Annotated in this window: 15 protein-coding genes; 2 read left to right on the top strand and 13 right to left on the bottom strand. The window is 39.3% G+C overall.

From position 1 onward, the window contains the following. Positions 1-9 precede the first annotated feature (9 nt). The 10 genes from QZ738_RS15900 to QZ738_RS15945 form a co-directional block, all read right to left on the bottom strand. Positions 10-1,707: a DUF4983 domain-containing protein gene (locus QZ738_RS15900; protein WP_293788720.1), complete on the bottom strand. Its 1,698-nt coding sequence runs from the start codon at positions 1,705-1,707 to the stop codon at positions 10-12. A 35-nt stretch (positions 1,708-1,742) separates the two neighbouring features. Further along, positions 1,743-3,365 carry a DUF5008 domain-containing protein gene (locus tag QZ738_RS15905; RefSeq protein WP_293788721.1) on the bottom strand — a complete coding sequence of 541 codons (1,623 nt, stop codon included), beginning with the start codon at positions 3,363-3,365 and terminating at the stop codon, positions 1,743-1,745. A gap of 31 nt (positions 3,366-3,396) precedes the next feature. Continuing rightward, a complete protein-coding gene (locus QZ738_RS15910; protein WP_293788722.1) occupies positions 3,397-4,137 on the bottom strand; it encodes a fasciclin domain-containing protein in 741 nt (246 codons plus the stop codon). 15 nt (positions 4,138-4,152) lie between these two features. Beyond that, on the bottom strand, positions 4,153-5,673 hold the full coding sequence (locus tag QZ738_RS15915) for a RagB/SusD family nutrient uptake outer membrane protein (protein ID WP_293788723.1): 1,521 nt from the start codon (positions 5,671-5,673) through the stop codon (positions 4,153-4,155). An 11-nt stretch (positions 5,674-5,684) separates the two neighbouring features. Then, positions 5,685-8,798, bottom strand: a complete 3,114-nt coding sequence (locus QZ738_RS15920) for a SusC/RagA family TonB-linked outer membrane protein (protein WP_293788724.1) — start codon at positions 8,796-8,798, stop codon at positions 5,685-5,687. 55 nt (positions 8,799-8,853) lie between these two features. Further along, a complete protein-coding gene (locus QZ738_RS15925) occupies positions 8,854-9,945 on the bottom strand; it encodes a DUF5007 domain-containing protein (RefSeq protein ID WP_293788725.1) in 1,092 nt (363 codons plus the stop codon). Positions 9,946-9,981: 36 nt separating this feature from the next. Next, complete coding sequence (locus QZ738_RS15930) at positions 9,982-11,091, bottom strand: discoidin domain-containing protein (protein WP_293788726.1); 1,110 nt, start codon at positions 11,089-11,091, stop codon at positions 9,982-9,984. 11 nt (positions 11,092-11,102) lie between these two features. Beyond that, entirely contained in the window at positions 11,103-12,620 is a 1,518-nt protein-coding gene (locus QZ738_RS15935; RefSeq protein WP_293788727.1) for a RagB/SusD family nutrient uptake outer membrane protein, read from the bottom strand. Positions 12,621-12,654: 34 nt separating this feature from the next. Next, positions 12,655-15,669, bottom strand: a complete 3,015-nt coding sequence (locus QZ738_RS15940) for a SusC/RagA family TonB-linked outer membrane protein (protein WP_293788728.1) — start codon at positions 15,667-15,669, stop codon at positions 12,655-12,657. Positions 15,670-16,203: 534 nt separating this feature from the next. Then, the gene (locus tag QZ738_RS15945; protein ID WP_293788729.1) at positions 16,204-17,739 is read right to left on the bottom strand and encodes a SulP family inorganic anion transporter; all 1,536 of its coding nucleotides are present in this window, start codon (positions 17,737-17,739) and stop codon (positions 16,204-16,206) included. 193 nt (positions 17,740-17,932) lie between these two features. On the opposite strand from QZ738_RS15945, the gene QZ738_RS15950 reads away from it, so the two are divergent. Continuing rightward, positions 17,933-18,550 (top strand): hypothetical protein, encoded by a 618-nt coding sequence (locus tag QZ738_RS15950; protein WP_293788730.1) that lies wholly within the window; start codon positions 17,933-17,935, stop codon positions 18,548-18,550. Between the two features lie 115 nt (positions 18,551-18,665). On the opposite strand, the gene QZ738_RS15955 is transcribed toward QZ738_RS15950, so the two are convergent. Then, complete coding sequence (locus QZ738_RS15955; protein WP_293788731.1) at positions 18,666-19,820, bottom strand: retropepsin-like aspartic protease; 1,155 nt, start codon at positions 19,818-19,820, stop codon at positions 18,666-18,668. A gap of 358 nt (positions 19,821-20,178) precedes the next feature. Between QZ738_RS15955 and QZ738_RS15960 the strand changes: the two genes are divergently transcribed. After that, positions 20,179-20,475 carry a glyoxalase/bleomycin resistance/extradiol dioxygenase family protein gene (locus tag QZ738_RS15960; protein WP_293788732.1) on the top strand — a complete coding sequence of 99 codons (297 nt, stop codon included), beginning with the start codon at positions 20,179-20,181 and terminating at the stop codon, positions 20,473-20,475. 320 nt (positions 20,476-20,795) lie between these two features. Here the strand turns inward: QZ738_RS15960 and QZ738_RS15965 are convergent, their stop codons facing one another. Further along, positions 20,796-22,085 carry a secretion protein HlyD gene (locus tag QZ738_RS15965; RefSeq protein ID WP_293788733.1) on the bottom strand — a complete coding sequence of 430 codons (1,290 nt, stop codon included), beginning with the start codon at positions 22,083-22,085 and terminating at the stop codon, positions 20,796-20,798. 72 nt (positions 22,086-22,157) lie between these two features. Then, positions 22,158-24,344 (bottom strand): peptidase domain-containing ABC transporter, encoded by a 2,187-nt coding sequence (locus QZ738_RS15970; protein WP_293788734.1) that lies wholly within the window; start codon positions 24,342-24,344, stop codon positions 22,158-22,160. Positions 24,345-24,377: the final 33 nt, after the last annotated feature.

Raw genomic sequence — 24,377 nt, forward strand, 5'->3', positions numbered from 1 at the left:
GCAAAACGGTTATTGATCTAACCAAACGCGGCCATCAAGCCCCCAGGTTTGTTTATTGGCTATTTTCAACCAGTTTATAATCTGTGCCGGAACATCTGATGTTTGCGGGACAAATACGGCCAGCGTTTCTGGCGCCGGCGGACAGATTAAATCGTTAAAACTCTCCCAGGTATAAGTTCCCTGAAATTTAAAATCATGAGCCTGAGAACTGATATCTGCCATGATATTGCCGTTGCCATCAGTTGCGGGCCAGTATCCTACCAGAAAATTAAAGTATGGATGGCTTTGATCAATTGAAGTTTGACAGGCATAATTACCAATCATGCCATCTGGAACAGAAAATTTGAAAAAACGGATGTCGCTCACATATACGTCTGGCGAGCCGTGGCCATTTCCGTTTAAATATCCCAATTTTAAGGGATTGGAATTTGCCAACGATCCTGAACCAGTAATGTCGAACTCATTATTGAAGTTACCGTTGGTATAGGTGCGTACAAATCGTTGTCCATTACGTACCTCTATTTTTGCGGTTAAATTTGTCCATTTTCCTTTGGGAAAACTTCCGCCCCTGCACTGGTGGTAATCTCCATCTTTAGTACCCCGCCATTCAAAATACCAGTAGTCTTCTTCTAAGTAAATTACCCAACCAACGCTGGGGTGACCACTAGACCATTCGTTACGCTTACCTAAAACACTTGGCCAGAAAAATTTGTCTTCGTTCTTTTTAACCTTTAGCTCAATGGTCACTTTTGTAGTATCGTCAATATTGTAAACATTGGCATCCGCAGCATCAACCTGCGCCCTCACATCTTCACCTTTAAAACGGATGGTTTTGCCTAAATACCGGTTACCTGTAAATGGTTTGGTTAAAATTCGTTTGTTGTAAGTTGGCGCATAATAAATTATAAATGAATTTGCTTTTGGCTGGCTAAAAATAGTCTGGTCATCTGCATTTGCAGGTAAAGTGTATGGCCCGCCGGCACTTGATGCAATAACCACCAACCATTGCTCATTGTTATAATCAGGACGTTTTTTTAGTGCTGCAAGGATTTCACCAACACTGGTGTCAAATTTTTCTATTGCTGCTCTGTATGCTGGAAAAGAAACATCATATCCGGAGGCAGCCCCTGCTGCATTAACTCCTGTAAAATGACCTACAATAACCGATGCGGTATCGCTGCCGATATTGCCGATTAAACCGGCTTTAACAGCATCGTCATCTGCTACCAAATTACTGGCATTGGCTCCGGTATTTAACGACTTAAAAACTGCTGAAGGGGTATAGGTAACAATTTTTGATTTTGCACTTGCCTCTTTAATCCTGTTGAAGATAACCGGATAATTCTGCAGATTGTTGTTCGCTAATGCATCACTGGTAACTTTATGTTTTTCTTTTTTCACCCCGGTTAACATATTTGCCCAATTGGTTGCACTTGAGGTTGCATCAGGATCACTTAAACCTACCCAGGTGTAGATCGAATGCGGTAAAATGGCATCGATATTTGGCGTGTTGGCGTCTAAAACCGATTGCCCTCTTGCGCCATCAACCACTAAATAAAGTACCTTTCGGTTTCCGTATTTAACAGTGGTGGTATCACTTGCATTCTTGTCCCCGATTGTTCTTTCGAATTCTTTATTACAGGAAAATATGGCTGTAGTGGTTATTGCTGCGATTAAGCCTATCAATAATCTATATTTTTTCATCATACTCATCTTAATTTATATCTGGTTAGCTTAATCTGTTATTCGATGGTTACCCTAATAATATTGTAAAATGGTAAGTTGTCAAAACGGCTAAAACCACCGATTAGCAACAGGGCCTTTTTACCATCTGCTGATTTAGTTTCGATCACATCAGCTAAGCTGCCGCTGAACGGGCCTGTTGAGTTGTAGCCTTTTGCCAATGTCCCTGTTGGTGTTAACACCATAAACCCGTTTCTGGTGATGCCATTATATTTGATAAAATAGCCACTTACCACAATTAACCCATTGCTAAGCTGTTTGGCAAAATTAGCTTGCCCACCTTCAAAAGTCAGTGATTTGAACGATTCATCTAAAGTTCCGTTATCGTTTAAAACGGCTACACCCAATGCTGGTTTACCATTATATTGGGTAAAACTTCCGGTGATGACATATTTTTTTGTGGTTACATTATAGGTACAGGAATATATACGGTTATCTGCACCAGTACCCGGCGTAAAAGTGGGGTCAATGCTACCATCAGCATTTAACCTGATGATACGGTTAGCTTGCTGACCATCGAAGGTAGTGAAGTTACCAAACACCACCAGTTTTTCTAACTTCTCAGCCTCGGTATGCATATAAGTATCAATAGGCCCGTTCGCACTTTCTTTCCCCTTATTGGTAGTGGTATTAAAACGAAATGTTTTATCAAGGCTACCATCTAAATTAAAGCGCAAAACCTGGCGGATTTCTGTACTATCCAGGATTACCGTATCTCTTGATAAATCGTAATTAAATTTATCATAAGTTCTTTTTACATAATACCTAAAATCGCCGGTAGCCAAAATTTTCCCCTGATGTGCATACACACGGTTGATATACCCGTTGGTGCCGCCGTTAAACCTCGGGAACCATTTTTGGGTAACGGTATCAGTTACCGTTGGCTTCCTTTTGGTTTGAATTTTTACGGTGTCGATTGCTCCGCTGGTGAACAGACTGGTAATGTTGCTGATGTTTTCTGTACGCTGGTTAAATCCGCTAAAACCACCTGCTATAATAAAACGTCCACCAATTTCCAAAACCCTGGCCAAGCTACCGTTGGCCCCTCTTCCTGTACGAAAAGTGCGGTCGTATTCTCCATCCAGTGATGTTCTCGCAATTCTGTTAATTGGAACCACACCGCCTTTGTTATCAAAATTTGTAAAATTACCAACAACGATGTTCCTTCCATCAAGCATTTCATATACCTGATTTACAAAACCGTTGGTACCTGCTGTGGCTTTAAAAGTGGGGTCAATCTTAATAAGCCCTGTTACAGTAAAAGTTGGACCAATAAATAACTGATCGCCGATGGCGATGGAAGTAACGCCCGTACTTCCGCTTTCCGGAACCTTAACGGTAATTTCTGTGGCAGTTACACTCACTACCTCTGCCTTTTCGCCGTTGAACATAAAACTCAACTGATCTTTATATTTGTCAAAACCCGAAGCTTTGATGACTACAGACGTACCAACAATGCCAACAGCAGGAACAGGTATATCGGTTTGCGAAATGGCCACCCCTAAAGGTGATTTGGCATCAGCATAAGGATCAGGGATTACATCATCTGCCTTTTTACATCCTTGAAAGCTAAAAGCCAACAGGGTGATTATTGCGAATATTAATTTAATTTTTTTCATCATTTAATTTCTTGAGGTAACACCAAATGTGATTTTATTTCGAAGAATTAGAAGGTGTCAGACCACTGTAATATACATCGCTAAAAAAATCATCACGGTTAAATCCAAAAAAAGCACCACCAATCAGATCGTTAAAGGCGAGAGCATGTACTACGCCATTGGTGGGTTTGATATCAGATGATGCCACCTTGTTGATGAACCAGTTCTCATTAGGTTTTGAAGCATCAGGGATATAAGTTAAATTTAATTGGCGGTATCCGATATATTTGATATTGTTTGCGGTAGCATAGGTTACACCAATATTGGAGATATTACCTCCCAGAGAATAATACAGGCCACCCGGATATACACTTTTGACATCAAAATCGATCTGCTGATAATCTTTTAACCTATTCACACCCTTAAACATATAGCGTTGCAGATATCGCTTCCAGATTACCGGACTAATCTGATCAAGCGTTTTAACGGTATCTTTTCCTGAATAGAAAAGAAAATTATTTAATCCATTGGTTCTGATTGTTCCAATTGTTCTTTTGATGACATCATCATCAGGTGCAAAAAAAGTGAAGTCTTCATTAGAAAAGGTGCTTTCCATACCCGCCAGTTTTACAATTTGGGCTATGGTATCAAAAGGTACTTTTTTAGCTTGTAAATATTGAAGCATATTGCCATTAAAATTAGGATTGGCCAGGCCTCCATCACGATAATACTCATCACGTTTACAAGCATTTAATATCAGCAGTAAAGCAGCACAAGCAAAAATTAGCTTTTTCATATCTCTTTATTATAATTAATTACCACCATTAACCCAGTAATCATTCAGTTTCATAAATGGGTTGTTGTTTAGCGCACTTTGGTTAATTGGCCAGGTCCAGGCACCACGACTAAATTTATCTGAGGTAAGCACGTTGTAAGAATACTGGCTGTTCAGGATCCGCTTCGTTCTAACCAAATCGAAGTAGTGATGGCCTTCGCCAATCAGCTCTCTTGAACGTTCGTAAAAGATAAATTCTTTCAGGTCTCCGTTTGAAGAGGTATACAGAGATGCACCAGCACGTGCCCTTACCAAATTAACCAACTTTATGGCTTCGGCATCTTCATCTATATTGGCCAGCGCTTCTGCTGCCAGCAAAAGTTCCCCTCCATACCTAAAAATCATGAAAGTATTATCCGGATTGGCATCCTCCTCTCCTACTATGAAAGAGTTCTTGGCATATTTTAACATCATGAACTTGCCATTGTCGGCAAAAATATCTTCATTAAACCAGGTAGTAATCCTTTTGTCGCCACCATCCTGAAAAAGTTTCTGCATGTATTCGCCCCGGTAATAAGCAAAACTTACGCGGTGGGTATACTCTGGTCTTTTGTATGGATAATGCAAAAACATATCGGCAATCGGAGCTACATTCAGTACGGCATCACCATAATTTATACTTTGATAAAACTCGAACAAACTTTCATCCGAACGGCCTTTAATCACTGTTGACCAATCTGAAAGTGGCAATAAGCGATAGGCATTACTGGCCACCAGCTCTCTACCTAAATCTGCAGTAGCCTGATAATATTTTCTTGCATTAGCGCCATCGAAACCTGCATTCCACATGTTCATCTCCATCATTAAGGCAATGATACTACCTCTACTTGCGCGAACCCCTTTTAAAGCGGGATCGCTATAGGTAAATGGAATCTGATTTTTATAACTGTTTAAATCGGCAATACATTTATTTAATACGGACACAAAATTTTCGCGGGGCAGTGAGGTGGAATGAAAGGCATCTGTATAATACACTACATCGCCAAATAACCGCACCATGGTAAAGTAACAAAGCGAGCGGATAAAAGCGGCTTCGGCTTTAAACTGTCCTTTTTCTGTTTCGGTAACCCCTGGAACACCCTCTTCCAATTTTGCAATCAGGATATTGGCCCCCTGGATGGCGCGGTAGTAGCCGGTCCAGTCTGTTATTCTGTCAAAATTGTAATAATCCCAGGGCTGCCCTCTTCTGATCAGGTTTAACAGATCGTTTCTACCCAGGTGCTCTACATATTCGCGCGATGGGGCATTATCAGACTGGCTTTCGTGCAATACTTCGCCCGACCGGTATTCTCCCACTGCACCAACATAATGGGTTTCGTTTATTTTGCTAAAAACAATCCTCGATAAATCATAAATATTGGCAACCACATCTTCTTTAGACTGGAAATAGTTGTTTCCCGTTAGTTTATCTAAAGGCTGTACATTTAAAAACTTTTTACATGATGGCAGGCAAAAACATGCTGCAATAACCAAAGTGTAAATGATAACTTTTTTCATAATAAATATTTTTAGTTGCCTGTATTAAGTTCTAGGTTTAAACCAATGTTATAAGTACGTGGCACAGGATAACCGTTAGAAATATCCCGACCTAAGGCGGTTACGTTTTCCGGATTGGGGCCACTATACTTAGAAAATGTAATTAAGTTATTTGTTGAAGCAAATATTCTGAAATTGGCCAGGCCGAATCTTTGGATCAACTTCTTATCGAACATATAAGAAAGTGTTAAATTGTTAATTTTAAGGTAGGTGCCGCTTTCCTGCCATAAGGTTTGATCGGCTCTTAAGGGCTGGATATTTCCGTAACGGCTAAAATCATAAGGATATGGGTATTTAGCCACATCACCGGGGCGCTGCCAGATATTTAAATCACCCAAGGGTATCACCGCATTTAATGCATAAGGATCTCTCATAATGGCAATACGATCAGCAAGGGCATTATTCAGGATTGTTCTATCGGCTGTGTAACTGGCATATACATTTAAACCCCATTTTTTGTACCTCATGGTTAAGGATAAACCACCGGTTAGCAATGGCTGAGAGTTTCCGGTAATTTCGTAATCCCTGCCATCCAGAATATAATCGCCGTTTACATCTTTCAAAATCGGGTCTCCGCCATAAAAGAAAGTGTTGTTTGTCTGGTATCTTTTTCCGGTAACCGGATCTACCGGAACATCCGCATCCGTTTTGTAAACCCCCTGGTTAATTCTTAAATAATTTGACAGGGTATTTCTGCCTACACGGAAAACATTGTGCTGCAGGTAGCCAGAACCATCAAAGCGGATATATTGCCCGTTATATTCTTCCGGTAATTTTAACAGCACATCCCGGTTATACGCACCGTTTATGGAAAAAGATAAATCAAAATCCTTACTGGTAATGGCTTTCACCATTAAGTTAACTTCTGTACCATAGTTGGCGATACCCAAATCGTTACTCGATAATTTATTAAAACCTGTAGTATTTGATAAAACACGATCGAACAATAAATTATCTACCTTTTTAAAATAACTATCTACAACGATAGAGAACCTGTTGAGGAAACCGATATCAAAACCGATGTTGTACTGACTTGTAGTGGTTGGTTTTAAAGCCGGATTCGGAATTAAATCGTAATTGATACCAATGGTTTGCGTATTGTTATAATTGCCATTTAGGTTATAAATACCATAAATACTTTGAAGATTGCCTGTTGGCACAATATTTTGGCCCCATGTTAACCTTAAACTCCCGTAGTCCAGCCATTTTTGATCAACCAACCAGTTTTCTTTGTTAAAATTCCATCTTAAACCAACTGAAGAGTTTTTAGAATATGGATTTTCTAAACCACTGGATGAAGTACCATCTAAACGGTAAGAGAATTCGGCGACATATTTTTTATCATAATCGTAAGATAGCGATCCTGCAAAAGAGGCAATTGTGGCGTTTTTATAGGTACCTAAAACACCGCCACCTCTTGAGTAGTAACCATCAAATCCAACCGGCCCCTGAAGCTGATCATTTGGAATTCTTTCCTGCCTGCTTATGGATGATTGGGCACCCAGTTTATAAATTTCGTTAAAGGTATTGATGAAGAAATTGTGCTTTTCGCCCAAAGTTTTAGCATAGGTAATGGCATTTCTGTTATACAGCTGAAAATTCCTACCGTTGTAATCATATAGCTTGGCGAAAGACCCATTGGCTGCAGCTGGGGTAAACGTTGTTTCAGTATCTGAGGTATAATCATAACTTAAGGTAGAAGATGCCGCCAAACCGGGTATAAATTCGTAACGGGCATCGATATTTGCCCTTAAATTTCTGGAGTTATTATCATTCAGTGTTTGCAAAGCAGATAATACTCCTCCGGAAGCCTGGTAAAAAGACGGAGGGGGTAAAAGTGTTGATGCCTGACCGTTTGACGCTACGCCCGATTGAAGTAAGCCGGCACCATTACCTTTATTTTGCTTACCCACCGAGCCATTAACGAAACCGAAAAACCTGAATTTATCGTTCGGTTTAAACTCCATATTCATGTTTAGGTTGTAACGATCGTAGCCTGTATTTTTAATTACCCCTTTTTCGGCATAATAACCCATATTGGCTTTGTAATTAAATTTTTGGTCGCCACCATCTAAAGCCAGGTTATGACTTTGGTTAAAAGTAGTTTGATAAAACACATCCTGCCAATCGGTAGAATTGTTGTAATAGGCATTTAAACTATCGGCAAGGAAAGGCGTATTGCTGATTCCCCTGATTTGATTTATGTTTTCTGCGTTTAAAATAATTTGCTGGATTTTTAACTGCCGTTCAGAATTACCCCCTAATGTTTCACGTAATTTAGGCGGGGCATTCACGAAAAAGTTCGATACATATCTAATACGAGGCACTTTAGAGTTACCTCTTTTGGTGGTGATGATGATTACCCCATAAGCTCCTCTTGATCCGTACATGGAAGTGGCCTGTGCATCTTTCAGGATCTGGATATTTTCGATATCCTCCTGAGGGATCAATGAAAGTGGACTCACCCCTGGACCCTGTGTTTGAAAACCAAACTCTGCTGCTTTATCTGCATCTAAAGGCACGCCATCTATGATGTATAATGGCGAAGTAGGTTGTAAAAATGAATCGTTACCGCTACCTGAAATACTTAAAGTGGACAAACCACGAAGCTGTACCGATCCCCTAAAACCCGGGGCACCCGTATTGTTCTGAATATTTAAGCCTGGTACTTTACCCTGTAAAAGCGTTTCAATGTTTGATACCGGTACATCCGCAACATCTTTTGCATTCAGAACCTGTACCGATCCAGGAGCTGTTTCTTTTGGCCTGTTCTGGTAAGCCACAATAATTACATCATTCAAATCTTTACGGTCTTCGCTGATGGTAACCGTAATATTGGTTTGACCGGTAATTTTCGCTGATGCTGTATTGTATCCTAAAAATTTAAAAAGCAGTGTTTCGCCAACAGCTACATTAACGGAGAACTTTCCATCGCCATTGGTTTGCGTTAAGCCTTTATTTGTGCTTTGCAAAATAACTGATACGCCTGGCACCCCTTGTTTGGTGTCTTTATCGAGTACCCTGCCATTTACAATAATGTTTTTTTCTTGCGAATAGGCATTCGTACAACATACTATACCTATCATAAGTAATGTATATAAAAGTATATTTCTTTTCATCGTAATTAACTTTATTGATCAACTATTCGTTAGCAAATTTTGGGTTCTCATTTTTGAAATGAAAGACGATTTCCCAGTCGCCAGCCTTGTAAATAGCGAAATCGACGCCGAAACTGCCTACTGTGCGTGTCCCTCCAAAGCCAATCCGCGAATAACTCAGCTCGGCTTTTGCCCTCGATCCGCCCCTGGCGTAAGATGTAGGGATTTCTACCAATGGAATAGGATAAGCAACATCGTACTGAACATACTTGTCGGTTTTCTGGATGTTGAAACCATGGATCATCTTGTCCCAAACCGTTTCGTTAAAAAATTTCGGATCGATCGGTAAAGAATCTTTGCCCAAAACCACGATACGTAAGGAATGGCCATTGCCACCTGAGGCTAGCGGGCGGATGTACACCACCACATCCTTTTTATCATTGTTACTCTCCAGATTTAAATTTGACGTAGCACCAATCACATTAGTCAGATAAGGACGGATGTAATCTCTCCGGTTTTTGTCTAAAGGGAATTTTGGATCAGGCGCAGGCAAACCAGTATAGGCATTAAAATCATTCGATGGCTCGTAAGGGCGCTCTCTGAATGGTCTGATCTGAAAATCTCTGATCAGCCGCTCACCACCTGAATTTTTAACCTTTACATCAAAAAAGCGGGTATCCTGAGAAAAGTTGGTACTATCTGTAGGACGAGGTTTTAATATCTGGTTAGTTGCTGACGGCCATAAAATGAATTCGCCTGATGAACGTATTTCGAATATGGGATGAGTTTCTATTTTCCTTTTTGCCTCAATTTCTGCCAGGCTTTTTTCCAGCCCCGTATATGGGGCGGTCCATACATAAGTTGGCGCCGTTGTAAAAAGATCGTTCACAGGCCTTCCATCACCAAACCTCACATTTACAATTTCAAACGTGATCGGATTGGTGGAGTTATCACTGTTAAAGCCACCGATAAGATTGGTTCTACCGATGATCGGCTCCAGAATTTTATTGCTAAAATTTACATTGTTGCTGATGTAATCTTTCTCATCAGGTAAATTGAAAATCTTTTTACAGCTACTAAAAAGGGCTGCGGCAGTTAAAAAGAGTGCAAAATATTTATATATGATCGATCTCATCAAACTATTTATTTTAAGGTTTTTATTTCCCATCACTTATTTCGTTTTGTTTATGGTAAATTCAGCCAGCTGGAATGTACCGCTGTTTCTGAGTTCGGTAATCACAATGCGGTAGAACTTGTAAGCAACCGTATTGCTACACCTGAATACCTTTTGCTGATATCTTTCTTCAAAAAAGAAGTTAGACCTTCTATCCAGTTCAACCCAGTTCGAGCCGTCCATGGAGCCTTCATAAGTCCACGCTTTCGGATCTCTCTCGTTGGCGTCATTGGCAGATGTTAAGGTATATACAGATGAAACAGCAGGTGTTTTAAGTTCAAACCTCATCCATAATTCGCCCTGTAAGTCGGCGAGGAATTTGGTATGGTCATCACCATCAATTACTTTTCTCGAATTTTCACCACTGGTTATCCCTCCCCCGTTTTCACGGTTGGATGAAAATATACCGCCGATCTCCAGATAAAGGTTTGGTGGTGGTGGCACAAAAGTTAACCGGGTAACAAATTCATTAAACCCAAATACGTGATCGGCACTGATGACATGAACGATGCCGTTTTTAGTTCTAATGTTATTGGATGATGTGGTACTGGTTGCCCAGTTGCGAACGAATTTGCTTTTTTTGGTATTATCGAAATTAATAATCTCCGGTCCGGCACCAACCTGGCCGGAAGCCGATATTTTGGTTACACTCGCATGCATAGGATAGCCGATGCGTACGCTGTTTAAGTCTAAACCATCCTGAAGTTTTAACGAATCAGTTGTTTTCCTACCTCTAATAATGTAATATGAGGTCATGGTATCTAACTGCACGGCATCGATATTGGCCAAAAAAAGTGGATCTTTATCCGATAGTTTCCTTAATGTATTCAAGTTCCGTAAAGCCAGCTGAAAGCTAGGATTACTAACTGCAAATAAGGTAACATTGCTATCAGTTAATGTTTTTTTCAAACCCATCCTGTCAATCGCTACAATAAGTGAATCGAAAACGCCCGGTTTGCTTTTCAGATAATCATAAGTATTGCCGGAAAAAGTTACATTCTGATCTGGTGCATCATAAAACCCGCCATTCTTTTTGCAGGCCTGGTTGATGAGTGTTAGCAACGATAAGATGGCCAATGCGCCTATATATTTTATTGAATTTTTCATATCCGTAATCATTAGCGCCAGTAAGCATTTTGGGTTAATAAACTGTTTTGAGAAAGGATTTTTCTGGATATTGGCCAGTAGATGCCACCAGAATTAATGAGGTTCATAAATCTGGCATCGTTCTGTTTGATTTTGTTGTAACGGATCAGATCATACCACCGGGAGCCTTCGCCCAATAACTCGCGATGGCGCTCTTCAAAAATGAGTTTAATCACATCGCTGGTATTGGTCGAATTAGGTAAAGTAGTAACATCATCGTATCTTCTACTCTGTACAACCTGTAACTCGTTTAAAGCCCCATTTTGATCACCCAATACAGATAGTGCTTCAGCCCGCAGCAGAATAATATCCTCCAGGCGGGTAAAAACCAAAGCACTGGTGAAATACCTGAAGTTTGGATCTGTTCCCCCACCCTGGATTACTTTGATTTTGCTGAAAATCGGATACTTACCGTTGAGGTTGGTAAAATATCTTCCATCGTATTTTGCCTGACCTAAGGTATCAACCGCAAACCTTTGATCTTTTGGGAGATTGAAGTATTTCAGGATCGAATCTTTTGGAAGGTAGATGTCAGGAACAGACTTGGTCATCACCGGTTCAGCCAAAGTCAACTCTTCAATATGCCCGGTTGATGAACCATCCACATGACCATAATCAGAGTTGAAGCCGAACATCTGCCTGGTATTTTTATTGTAGAAAAACCCATTGGAGTTCGATAAATCAGCACTTCCTGTAAAACCGCCGGCGCTTTTGCTATAATTATCTTCTACAAACTTGGCATATTTAGAAACGCTCGTATAATCGCCATTCCAGGCTGCCAAATGCGCTAAAACTGCATATACGGTAACTTTTGTAGCTAAAGCACCGCCCCATCTTCCTGAACTTTCATTGTAATAATCTGTTGGCTGTTGCACATCACCACCGCTGTAGATAAATGGCAGATCGGCTGCTGCCTTTAACATTTCCTGTTCTGCCCAGGCTAAAATCCTGGCCTGGCTTTCGCGGGCTTTATTGGTAAATTTGCCTTCATCTGATGAGGTAATGAATGGAACATCGCCCCATATCCTGACCATGTAGAAATAAGCAAAAGCCCTTAAAAACCTGGCTTGTGCAATATCAACCGTCATGTTGTTGCTGGTGTACCGTTTGTCTGTTTCTTTTACATGCCCCACGTTTTCGAGGAAAACATTGGCGCCATTTACAATGGCATAGAACCTTGTCCAATCAGATAAAGCCTCCATTACAGGGTATGCCGCGTTTAAATTATTGCCAATTACCGCCTTTAAATCCTGTCTTTTCGGACTTAAAAACTCTCCGGTTCTGACATCGCCATAAATCCAGTGACCATTGTTATCTGATAATGCAGCACGCGTTAACGCATATACACCCAAAATTCCGGATCGGGCATCCTCAACCGTATTCCAGGCATTTTTCTCACCTACAACCCTGGTTGAATCGGTTTCTAAAGCTTTATTACAGCTCGAAAAGGTTATCACAGAAACCAGTAGTGTGTAAAATATATTTTTCATCTTACTTGATGTTTTGTTCGTTCTTGTTTTCATCTTATAGCTCCATTTTAACACCCAGGGTATAGGTTCTCGGAATAGGTTGACCATAACCGGTATCAATACCATCGTAGTTAACCAGTTCAGGATCCTGGCCGGTATAAGGCGTAATGGTGAAAATATTGCTTACTGCACCGTATACGAAGAATCTATTGATTTTAATGCTCTTCCTACTTAGCAAATTACCCAGTTCGTAACCCAGTGAAACCTGTCTTAATTTTAAGAATGAAGCATTCTCCAGGAAGAGGTCCTGATCTGCACGATAAGGGATAACCGTACTCCATGGATTGTAAAGTGGATATTTTGAGTAGTCACCACGTTTCTCCCAGAAAGTAATTTCTTTAACAGAACTGATATCGGTATTACCTTCGCGGTTAACAAAATCAAAACGGTTAGCCATTTCCTGGTTAATGAGCTTCCTGCCCAGATTAAAATAGAAGCTGGTACCCAAACTCCAGTTGCCATACCTGAAGTTGTTATCAAAACCACCTGAAAGTGTTGGTAAGGAGTGGCCTTTTAACACTTTATCGTTATCATCAATGGTGTTATCTCCATTTTGATCTTTCCAGCGCGGATCACCTGCCTTTAAAACAATTCCTTTATACTTTAACTTTTGTCCATTAACCGTAGGCACATCGGCATCTGCTGTATAAATGCCATTATTTTCCAGTAACCAATACTGATCTACCGGTTGGCCAACTTTCAAAAACCTGTTACCCACCACCAACTGATCCAACCCTCTAGGCAATGCTTTTAATTGGTTAGCATTATGATTGAAATTTAAAGCCGAATTCCAGGAGAATTTACTTTTTGCAATGACTTGCGCGCTTACGGTAAAATCAATGCCCATGTTATTTACAGACATGCCACTTTCGATGGCTTGTTTATAACCATATTCTGCATATGCAGGGATACCAATCAATTGATTTTTATCGGTTTTGCTATAAAGATCAACAGAAACATGCAGACGATTTTTTAACATCGCTACATCAGCACCAACATTCAGTTGATCGGAGTACGACCAGGGCACACCATAACCTACCCAACCGAACTGGTAAGGGCGGGTTAATACCCCAAAGGCATTATATCCCGGAACGGTTAAGTTACCGGTATAGCCTACTGAGGCTGTGTACTGTGGTCCTTGTGTATAATTGTCGTAACTGAATGTACGTCCCATTCTACCCACACTTGCACGCAATACCAAATCGTCAACCAGGCTGGCATCTTTCAAAAATTCATTTTTGAGGTTCCAGGCCGCAGAAATAGTTGGCGAATAAAACCAACGGCTTGTGGGTTGCGCGTTTGAAGAGCCGTCTAAACGTAATATGGCTGATACGAAGTATTTATCAGCGAAGGAATAATCGGCTTTTCCATAGAAAGACAATAAGTTATCTTCCGTTTTATCTAAAAACCGATAAGTTAATTCTCTTGGAAAAGCTACGGGTGTTAAATAGCCTCCGTTATCTGACCCATCATCATTTTTGGGTTTAGAATCGAGCAAGTTGATTTTAATATAATCGTTAACACCTTTATAAGCGTAGGCATTGCTGTATTTGTAAATATCCCATTGCATGGTTTGCCCTAAAGCAAAATGAAAATCGTGGATTTTATTCAGGTTTAAATCATAGGTTACCTTGTTATCCATCATTAACCTCTGACTAAAGCCGTAGTAATTGGATGCATAACTGTTTCCCTGTAAGAGTGTCCGGGCATAAAAAACATCTCTGTAACCCTCACTATAATCGGCGTTAAATGATGATGTAACCTTAAACTGGCCAAAAGTTCCTTCTAATTTGGCATATCCCTGAATGGAGTTTGTTTTATTGTCATCAAAACCTTTCTTGTACTGTTCGAGATATGAGCCATAAAAATCCTTGTTTGGCGGAAGCGGCGCACTTAAATCAGGGAAATAATTAAGTTGTGCAAAGCGGTCGCGCAAGGTTTTATTTCTATCGCGGTTCAAGCGGTTTGCATTAATCATGGTTGAAAAAAGCAACCATTTGGTTGGCTTCATATTGATATTGAAAGTAGCGCTATAGCGATCGATACCGGTTTGATCGGCTACACCTTCGCTTTTGGTATTACCCAGTGCAAACCTAAAGTTCGCCCGATCCGTACCGCCGGCAAGCGAGAAATTAATGCCATACACCAGTGCATTTTTATAGTATAAATCGGTCCAGTCTGATTTTCCACTATACACATTGTTTAGTGAATCGCTTAAATATACCGGATACTCTTCATCGTCAGAATACCTGCCGTTTGTGGTATACACACCATAAAAGCGCTGTCTGAAATCATTCTCATATTTACCATTGATGGTATTCACAAATGGTTTTTGTACCATGCCGATATAGGAATTGAAAGATATGGCGCGATATTTACCAACGGCTGTTTTTGAGGTTAAAACAATTACCCCATTAACCCCTCTAGGCCCATAAACAGAGGTTGAACCTAAATCTTTAAGCACCTCTACCGACGCGATATTATTCATATCGATACCGGCCAGTAAATTAGTTGCCGGACCAATTCTATTAAAATCGAATTGTTGTATATCAAAGGCAAAAGGATGCTCCCGTACCAAAGGAATCCCGTCAAGCACCACTAAAGGCTGGGCATCGTACAAATCCTTTTTGGATAATAAAGGTATTGCGGCTCCCCTGATAAACATATTCTGTATTGAACCAGGTTCGCCTGAGGGTTCCTGAACATAAAGACCGGCATAATTGCCCTTTAAATTCTGTTGCAATGAAATAGCAGGAAAGAGTGCTAAATCCCTGGTATCTTTTTGTACACCTCCAGATAATTTGTTGTAAAGTGTTTTTTTCCTGATCTGTTCAAGACTATCTTTCCTCAAGGAGTCTTTAGGCGATACGATCTTTATTTTAGTAGTATCCTGAAAGATCAAATAATTAATTGTAAGGCCTTTATGTTTTTTTCTGCCTGCAGCATAATTAGGTAAAACGTTTAACGTAAACGCTGCAAAAAAAGCAAGGCATGCCCATAAGTATCGCATAGTTAATGGATCTTTTAATTGGTAAAAAAAATGATTGCTAAAACTTATTTTTTCGGAAACGGCAAGAATTGTCTTAAATAAAAAGAACAGATACTTTGGTAGTAATAGTTAGGGATTCTCATAAAATTTAGTATTTGGTTAATTCAAATATATAATTTGCTAAAACGTTTTAATAGCAAACTGTCATTTTTATGAAATTTTTATAAAACGCTACAATAATATTTAATTCTTTCAAAATAATTGTCAAACAGACAGGTAAAAAACAAATATTATCAATATATTTTATAAAAGTAACATCTTAAAAAACAGGGTGTAAGGCTTTTTTTTGTCAAAAGACACAATATGCAGAACATTTTTCTGTTACTTTTTTACCTGAAATAATTAAACGTTTTAGCAAAAAACAGAAAATCCGAGAAAAGCGACCTGGTTAATTACTTCTCCATAGCTTGAATATCGGTATAGCCATGGTGATATCTTGTTTAAGAAATTAACATAACCAAAAATGGCTATGCCTAAAAAGAAAAATTATATCATTTATTTTTCGGTTGCCACCCGGTAAGTTGGATCTTCTATAATATTTACTGTAATCATCTGATCAGCATTTTTCAATAAGCGCCTGCAGTCGCTACTTAAATGCTTTAACTGAAGTTTTTTGTCAACAGCGCGGTAGCGTTCCGTTATTTTATTCAGGGCATCAATGCCCGACATATCAAAAACACGACTGTGCTTAAAATCAATTATAACTTGTTTCGGATCATGGCCTACATTAAAAAGTTCATTAAAATGAGTAACCGATCCAAAAAATAATGGTCCGTATATCTCGTAAGTTTTTATACCACTGGTATCGGTATGTTCATTGGCCCGTATCTGTTTAGCGCTTTCCCAGGCAAAAACAAGCGCCGAAATAATTACACCAATGAGCACAGCTAGCGCCAGGTTATGCAGCCAAATGGTGATTACAGCCACCAGGATACCAATAAGGATATCCTGCACAGGCATTTTATTGATGACTTTAAAGCTCATCCATTCAAAAGTGCCGATGGCTACCATCATCATTACACCAACCAGCGCGGCCATCGGCACACGATCTATTACCGGAGCGCCCACTAAAATGATTACCAAAATAGTTAAGGCCGCAATAATCCCCGACAATCTTGCCCTGGCACCAGCTGAAAGGTTAACCAACGTTTGGGCAATCATCGGACAGCCACCCATACCGGTGAAAAAGCCATTGGTGATATTGGCAATACCTTGTGCAATGCTCTCCCTGTTTCCGTTACCTTTAGTTCCCGTCATTTCATCAACCAGGTTTAATGTCAGCAAGCCTTCTGTTAAGCCCACACCGGCCATTATGAGCGAATAGGGGAAGATGATTTTGAGCATGTCCAGATTTAGCGGCACGTTCGGAATATGAAAAGGTGGAAAACCGCCATTTACTGAAGCAATATCTTTAACCAATTTAGTGTCAATACCAAAACAAAAAACAATAAGGAAAACCACAATAATAGCCACAAGTGAGGATGGAATGGCTTTGGTAATTTTGGGCAGAATAATCACTATGGCCACCGTAAGCAATACCAAAGTCAGCATGATATATAGAGGTATTCCGCTTAACCATTCTACCTTGCCGTTTACAAGCGTTTTAAACTGCGCTAACTGCGACATGAATATAATAACTGCTAAACCGTTAACAAAACCGAACATTACAGGCTGCGGAACCAGCCTTACAAACTTGCCAAGTTTTAACAAGCCTACCATAATCTGAATCAGCCCCGCCAAAGCCACTGCAGCAAAAACATATTCTATACCCTGGCTTTTCATCAAAGCGATAAGTACGATTACCGTTGCACCTGCCCCACCAGATACCAAGCCTGGCCGCCCACCTAAAACGGCAGTAACCAAACCCATTATAAAAGCAGCATACAATCCGGTTAAAGGCGGAAAACCTACAAGAATAGCAAAGGACAACGATTCGGGAATCATGGTCATGGCCACCGTTAAACCGGCAAGAATTTCGGTTCTGTAATCTATCTTTTTTGAAAAATCGAAAAGTTGCAGGTAGGGCTTCATCAGTTAAATTATTGGAAGCCGCAAATATCTAAACTTTTCGAAGATTAGTTCTATAATAAAATGACCGAAATTACCCGAGCGGAACAAACAAGGTTCAAGATACCAGAAAGAGATAAAAAAGATTAATATATTGTAGCATTTTCCATGATCATTTCGTTTTACAGAAACAATGCCTCTAAATCACCACACCGCTATGAAAAACCTGTTATTGCTATTATGTACTGCTTTGACATTTGCTTCTTGTAAAAAATCAGAAAGATATGGTCCGCTGAACTTAAAAAATGGCCAGGAAGTTGAATTAATGGTTAGCCATCGTTATGGTGCAGATAACGATCTGCTGTTAAAATTACCTGGAAATTTAGATGCCGGCGCTTCACTATGGGGGTTTGACCAGCGTGAACCTGGTTATACTTACCGTGTTAAAGCGAAATTCAATCGCGACGAAGTGCCTTTGCAGGATGGACCTGAATACTATTTTGTTTTCGAAAAGACCCTGAGCAAGGAGCAGTATAAAGGAAATGAATCTTTTACCGTGCAGTTGATTACTTCATATGTACCCGGCGGACCAGTAATAAGATTGAGCAAAACAGGAAGCGATTATTACATGATCCCGGATAAGTTAAAGCTTACTTATGCCAACAGTACTATTCAAAACGAACTGGAAGAAATCTGGTTAAATGCACAGGAAATCCGAGCAAACGCGCCAAAAGGAAAAAGCCCAAAATGGAAAGCCATTAAAGCTACAGTAGTACACGATCCGCAGCAATTTGGGAAAGCCTATCAGGTACAACAAATCCAATTTATTTATTAATTAAAATGTTGAGATGCGTAAAATGGATGATAGACTTAAAGCCTTTTACCTTCGGCCCTGAAATTGCTTGCTTTGCGTCGTCCCTGTGTACTTTGCGGCAAAAAAACAAATGATATTAACTCTTTTGATCTGCATATGCAGTATTGTACAGATGATTTGGCTTTAAATAGATGACATTGTTCTGAAAATCAAAAACCGTATTGAATCTTTTTAGAATATCGTTGCCAAGGTAATGAACGTTAGTACCTGGCATAGGTTTGTTTTGTTCCATCACCTGAGCCGGCACATTTTTCAGTTCAAAATTACCGATTTTTAGATTTTGAAGTTTTACCGTAGTTACCGGCACTTCATTGCCGTTTACCCCATGCATCATTACTTTTTTGATCACTTCCATTTCCCCGGCTGGAAACTTCATTTCCTGCAGCAGATCATGATCAAGCATAACCGTGCGTTGATAACCTAAATCGAAGAAAAACAAGCTTTTATTTTTGATTCCGTTTTGTGATATTTCACTTTCTATAAAGGGTTTGTTTTTGATATAGGTGATCTTAAATCTGGTATATCCTTTATCCTGTAAAATGTCCTTTGGCATGGCAGAATGTACCATCATTTTATTCTGATCATAATCCAAAGCTACAATCATACCATCAAACATATCCCAGCCTAATAAACCATCGGTTTCATTCCCAGCCAATTCAATATCATAAATTTTGCTTTTGTAGGTATGGCTTCCAATTTTGATATCATAATCGGTATGGTAAAGCTTTGGCTTCGATTTCACTTTTGTTGCCAGAGCAGCATGGGTAAGATCGATATCATTTGCACCCGAATCAAAATTCATGATCAGCGAATCTGTACCGTTGAAAATGATGGGTAAAAAGTTCGTATTGTATCTGTTTACAAAAAAAGGTATCGAATCGTGAATTTGAGGCAAAACTTTACTAAAGTTTTTGAGTACAGGAGCGGCGATTTGTGTGAGACAAGAATCTTTCCCGTTTAACAAAACAATAAACTCCTTTTTTTGCCCGGGGATGACGTTAAAAACAATCGAATCGACATCTGTTTTGAATGTTATCTTTTTAGATTTTGTCAACTTGCCCGTAGTAAAAACGTCAGGTTTCACTTTGGGATTGATATACCAGCGTGACATGGCATCATGTCCTTCATAAATTTTTGCCTGACCTGCATTTGCCTTTATCACTGGCAGTTTATTTTGAGCAAAAACAGAAAATGGAAGCAGGAGGGTTAAAACAGGCAAAATTCGTTTCATGAGCAATAAATGGGTTAGAAATATAATAGGCAAATAATCAAAAGCTGATATCAAAGCCAGGATAAAGATAAAAAAATTACAAAGCATTAATGTATTATTTGGAATAACTGCCCACTCAGAGTGGTCAAATGGTCAGGCGTCATGCAAATCGTCTCATTTAACCCCTTAACTTGTCGTTTTTGCACATGAACCCCCACACATAACCATTGTATCTTTGGATAACTAAAATAAAAAAAAAGAAAATGGCAACCCAAATCTTTGTAAACCTGGCAGTTAATAACCTAGACCGATCAGTAGCATTTTTACCAAACTTGGTTATACTTTCAACGCGCAATTTACCAACGAAAAAGCAACCTGCATGGTCATCAGCGATACCATTTACGTGATGCTGCTCACCAGAAGCTTTTTCCAAACCTTTACCGAAAAAGAAATCATAGATGCCCACAAAGCCATAGAAACCTCTATTGCCATATCCGCAGAAAGTAAAGATGCAGTTAATGAAATGATAGATAAAGCTGTAGCTGCAGGGGCTACCGTCCCTAATCCGGCCACAGATTATGGCTTTATGTACCAGCACGGTTTTGATGACTTGGACGGCCACCATTGGGAATATGTATGGATGGACCCGAACGGCATGCCAGAACAGCTGGGGTAGTTTGTATATCGTTTTTAAGTAAGAAGCAAGCAAAGGATTCTGCAGGGCTTACTTCTTACTACAGTTGCCTAATGAGTATGGATAATGGCATGACACAAGAGAAAATTACTATAGAGATACGTAATTCATTGGGATAATTAGAATTTTATGCTCACAGTAAGTGAAAGATGGTATTTAAGAGCAGATATTCATTTCGATATTAATGCTGGTTCCCTTGGCTTCAGATGACATAATCTCAAATTTCCCATCTAAATAAGCTACCCATTGTAGATCCTTCAAACAAAATTATCTTAAAAATGGCCTATCAAATTCCATTTACACTATCTACCCTGGTCAAAAATCTTTACCATATTTCTTGCAAATCTTTGCAATAATGAGCTTTCTCTTGTAAGAATCTCAGCATCGGCTGTCATCCCGGGCTTCAACCTAATTTTATGTTCACTGTCTTTTTGTTCCAATTTACCGAACTCAATCTTTGCTAAAAATACACTATCTTTCAGCGCGAAGTCGGTAATATAAGTCACACGCCCTTTGATCATCCCAAATTCTTCAAAAGGATAGCTTTTTAGTTTAATCAGTACTTTTTGTCCAGAGTGTACCTTGCCCATATTGTATTGTGGTATCTGGACCTCCCCAAAAAAACTATTGTTTCCAGGATTAACAATAAAAAGAGGCTGATTAATTGCTACATTTTGGTTTTCCTGTAAAATTCCAACGTAGCTAACCCGTCCCGCCGTATTTGCTCTTACTACATACTTCATGAGCCAACTTTGCGTTTCATTGACAATAGTGTTGAGTGATTGTAAAAATTTGCCCTGTTGCTCTCTAATCGTATTTTCCAAAGCAGCCAACTCTTTTTGTTTGGCTAAGTATGCACTACTGTTGTTGAGCAACGCAGTTGCCGTTTGTTGCAGAGGATATTTCCCTGATAAATATTTATTTTCCTGTTGTTTAAACTCACTCTGAGATATAACATTCTTACTCTTTAGCTTTTTATAGGCCTCATATTCTTCAGCAAAATTTGCAAACTCCTGTTCTTGTATTTTTTTTTGTTGAAGGATAAGCTGCTGAAGCTTTTTTATTTCCTTAAGATCTTTTTGCAAATATTCTTTTTGGTTAAGATAAAAACCCCCATGCTGCGTGCTTGCGAACTCAACATATTGCTGGTAAAACACTTGAAAACTTCCTTGTAGTTCACCAAGATTAAGTCCATTAGTTGTAAAATCAAGTGTTTTGATAGGCAGACCTAAACCTACTTTTTTACGTAGTGCATTAAGTTTTTCAGCAAGTAATATTACGTCTTCATGGCTAGCAGTGCTTTCAATAAATGCAAGAGGAGCATGGTTTTTAACAATCTGATCGTCCTTAACCAGGATTTTGATTAATTTACCCGCCTGATGAGAAATAACCTCTTTCGGGGCATTGAGCGAACTTACTTTTAAAGTTGTTTTCACCACATCAGGATAACGGATGAGCGCTGACAGCAGTATAATAGATAATAATACGATAAAGATCAAAGCTATGCCACGTCTCAAAATCCATGAGGGTACAGCGGTGATAATATCGTTGACCTCATCGCTATGGCTATATGCATTGGGTGGCAGTGGCATTATTGGATTTAATTTAGTTATAGAAGATTCAGTTTATACTTTCAAAAATGTTGATAAGTTAATTAGTATTGATTAGTTCCCTAACTCTAGCTGGTTTTTAACCAAGTTATAATATATACCCCTTGCTTTTATTAACTCAAGGTGTGTTCCCTGTTCAATGATCATCCCTTTATCAACAACAACTATTTTATGAGCATTTTTTACCGTACTCAACCTGTGCGCTACAACAACTACTGTACGTCCTTCAAAAAAGTCGTTCAAGTTATCCATAATAATACTTTCGTTATTAGCATCAAGTGCATTGGTAGCTTCGTCAAAAAAGATATATGCTGGATCTTTATAAACTGCACGGGCAATAAGTATTCTTTGTCTTTGACCCGCGCTGATGCCATTTCCTTCTGCACCAATAATAGTATTAATGCCCAATGGTAAAGACTCAATAAGATCTTCTATATTAGCGATCTTTATAGCATGACGAAGTTTTTGATCATCTGGATATTCGTCTGCTACGGCTATATTTTTTGCGATTGTATCCGAAAATATAAACCCATCCTGCATGACCGTTCCACACTGTTTACGCCAAAAACCAAAGCCAATCTGATTTAACTGACCCGTTCCAACTTTAATATCGCCCTTTTGAGGAATATAGAAACGAAGAAGTAACTTTAAAATGGTTGTTTTCCCGCTTCCACTCATACCCACAATTGCCGTAGTTTTTCCTTGCGGGATTTGTAAATCTATTTCTTTTAAAACGGGCTCATTGCCTGCACCCGGGTAAGTGAAACTGATTTTATTTAAGCTGATGCTATGGTTTTTCGGTAATTCCTTTAAGAAAGTCTCATCCACAGGTTCCTCATCATTCATTTTATGTATTTCGTTTAATCTTTCCAAGCTGATTTTTGCGTCCTGAAAAGACTGGATAAATCCTAATAGCTGCTCTATAGGACTATTTACCTGGCCAACAATATATTGTACTGCCATCATTCCTCCTAATGTTAGATTGCCGTCAATAACTGATTTGGCTACCAAAAAGGTAATCAAGATATTTTTCCCCTCATTAATAAAAAAAGCCCCAGCCTGTTGGGTCTGTCCAAGAGAAAGACTTTTAATGCTGAACTTAAATAGCCCAGCTTGAAGGCGTTCCCACTCCCAGCGCTTTTGCTGTTCGCAGTTGTTCAGCTTGATTTCCTGCATACCACCAATCAGCTGCACCACACTGCTCTGGTTTTTCGCGGAAATATCAAACCGTTTAAAATCCAGATCCCTTCGCCTTTTTAAAAATGCCATTACCCAGAGGGAATACAACACACTGCTGAACAGAAAAATAATAAAAATATTAATATTGTAATAAGCCAATATAATGGTAAAAACAACCAAATTGAACATGGAAAAGATGGTGTTCAACGTTGATCCGGTTAAAAAGCTTTCTATCCGTTGTTGATCGTTCATCCGTTGCATAATGTCGCCTGTCATCTTCGTGTCGAAGAAACTCATAGGCAACCTCATCAACTTGATTAGAAAATCTGTAAGGATGGAAATGTTGATTCGTGTACTTATATGTAGCAATATCCATGAACGAATAAAATCTACGCTTAGTCGACCTAAAAACAACATGGTTTGAGCCAGCAGTACAATATAGATAAAATTAAGATTTTTAGTATTAATGCCAATATCCACTATTGATTGGGTAAGAAATGGCACGATTAACTGCAATAATGTACCTACGCCTAAGCCAGCAAATAATTGTCCTATCAATTGTTTGTAGCGATATAGGTACCTTAACAAAAAGCTGAAATTAATCCCTTCATTTTTATCGCCTTCTTGATCGTAAAAATTTGGCGTGGGCGAGAGTATCAGTGCAATACCCTGTTCATTGTCTTCTTTTCTGGTACTTACCCAATGTTTTTTAAATTCTGCTTCGGTATACTTGATCAAACCCTTTGCTGGGTCGGCAATGTAATAGCTCTTGTTCTTGATTCGATATAAAACTACAAAATGGTTTTGGTTCCAATGTAATACAGTAGGCAATTCTGCCTCTTGTAGCTGTTCCAGGGTAAGCTTACTACCAAATGTACGAAATCCTATTTTTTCCCCTGCCTCACTAATACCCAACATGGAAACCCCCTCTCTGTTGATACCGCTGATTTCCCTTAGTCTCTGTAGGGTAAAGTTTTTTCCGTAGTGCTTGGCGATCATGCGGAGGCATGTCGGTCCACAATCCATTTGGTCGGGCTGTTTATAGTACGTAAAGGCTTTCAATGTTGTAATTGTTTGCGTTTTAGTTATAAATGA

The sequence above is a fragment of the uncultured Pedobacter sp. genome, assembly GCF_913776295.1.
Taxonomy (GTDB): domain Bacteria; phylum Bacteroidota; class Bacteroidia; order Sphingobacteriales; family Sphingobacteriaceae; genus Pedobacter.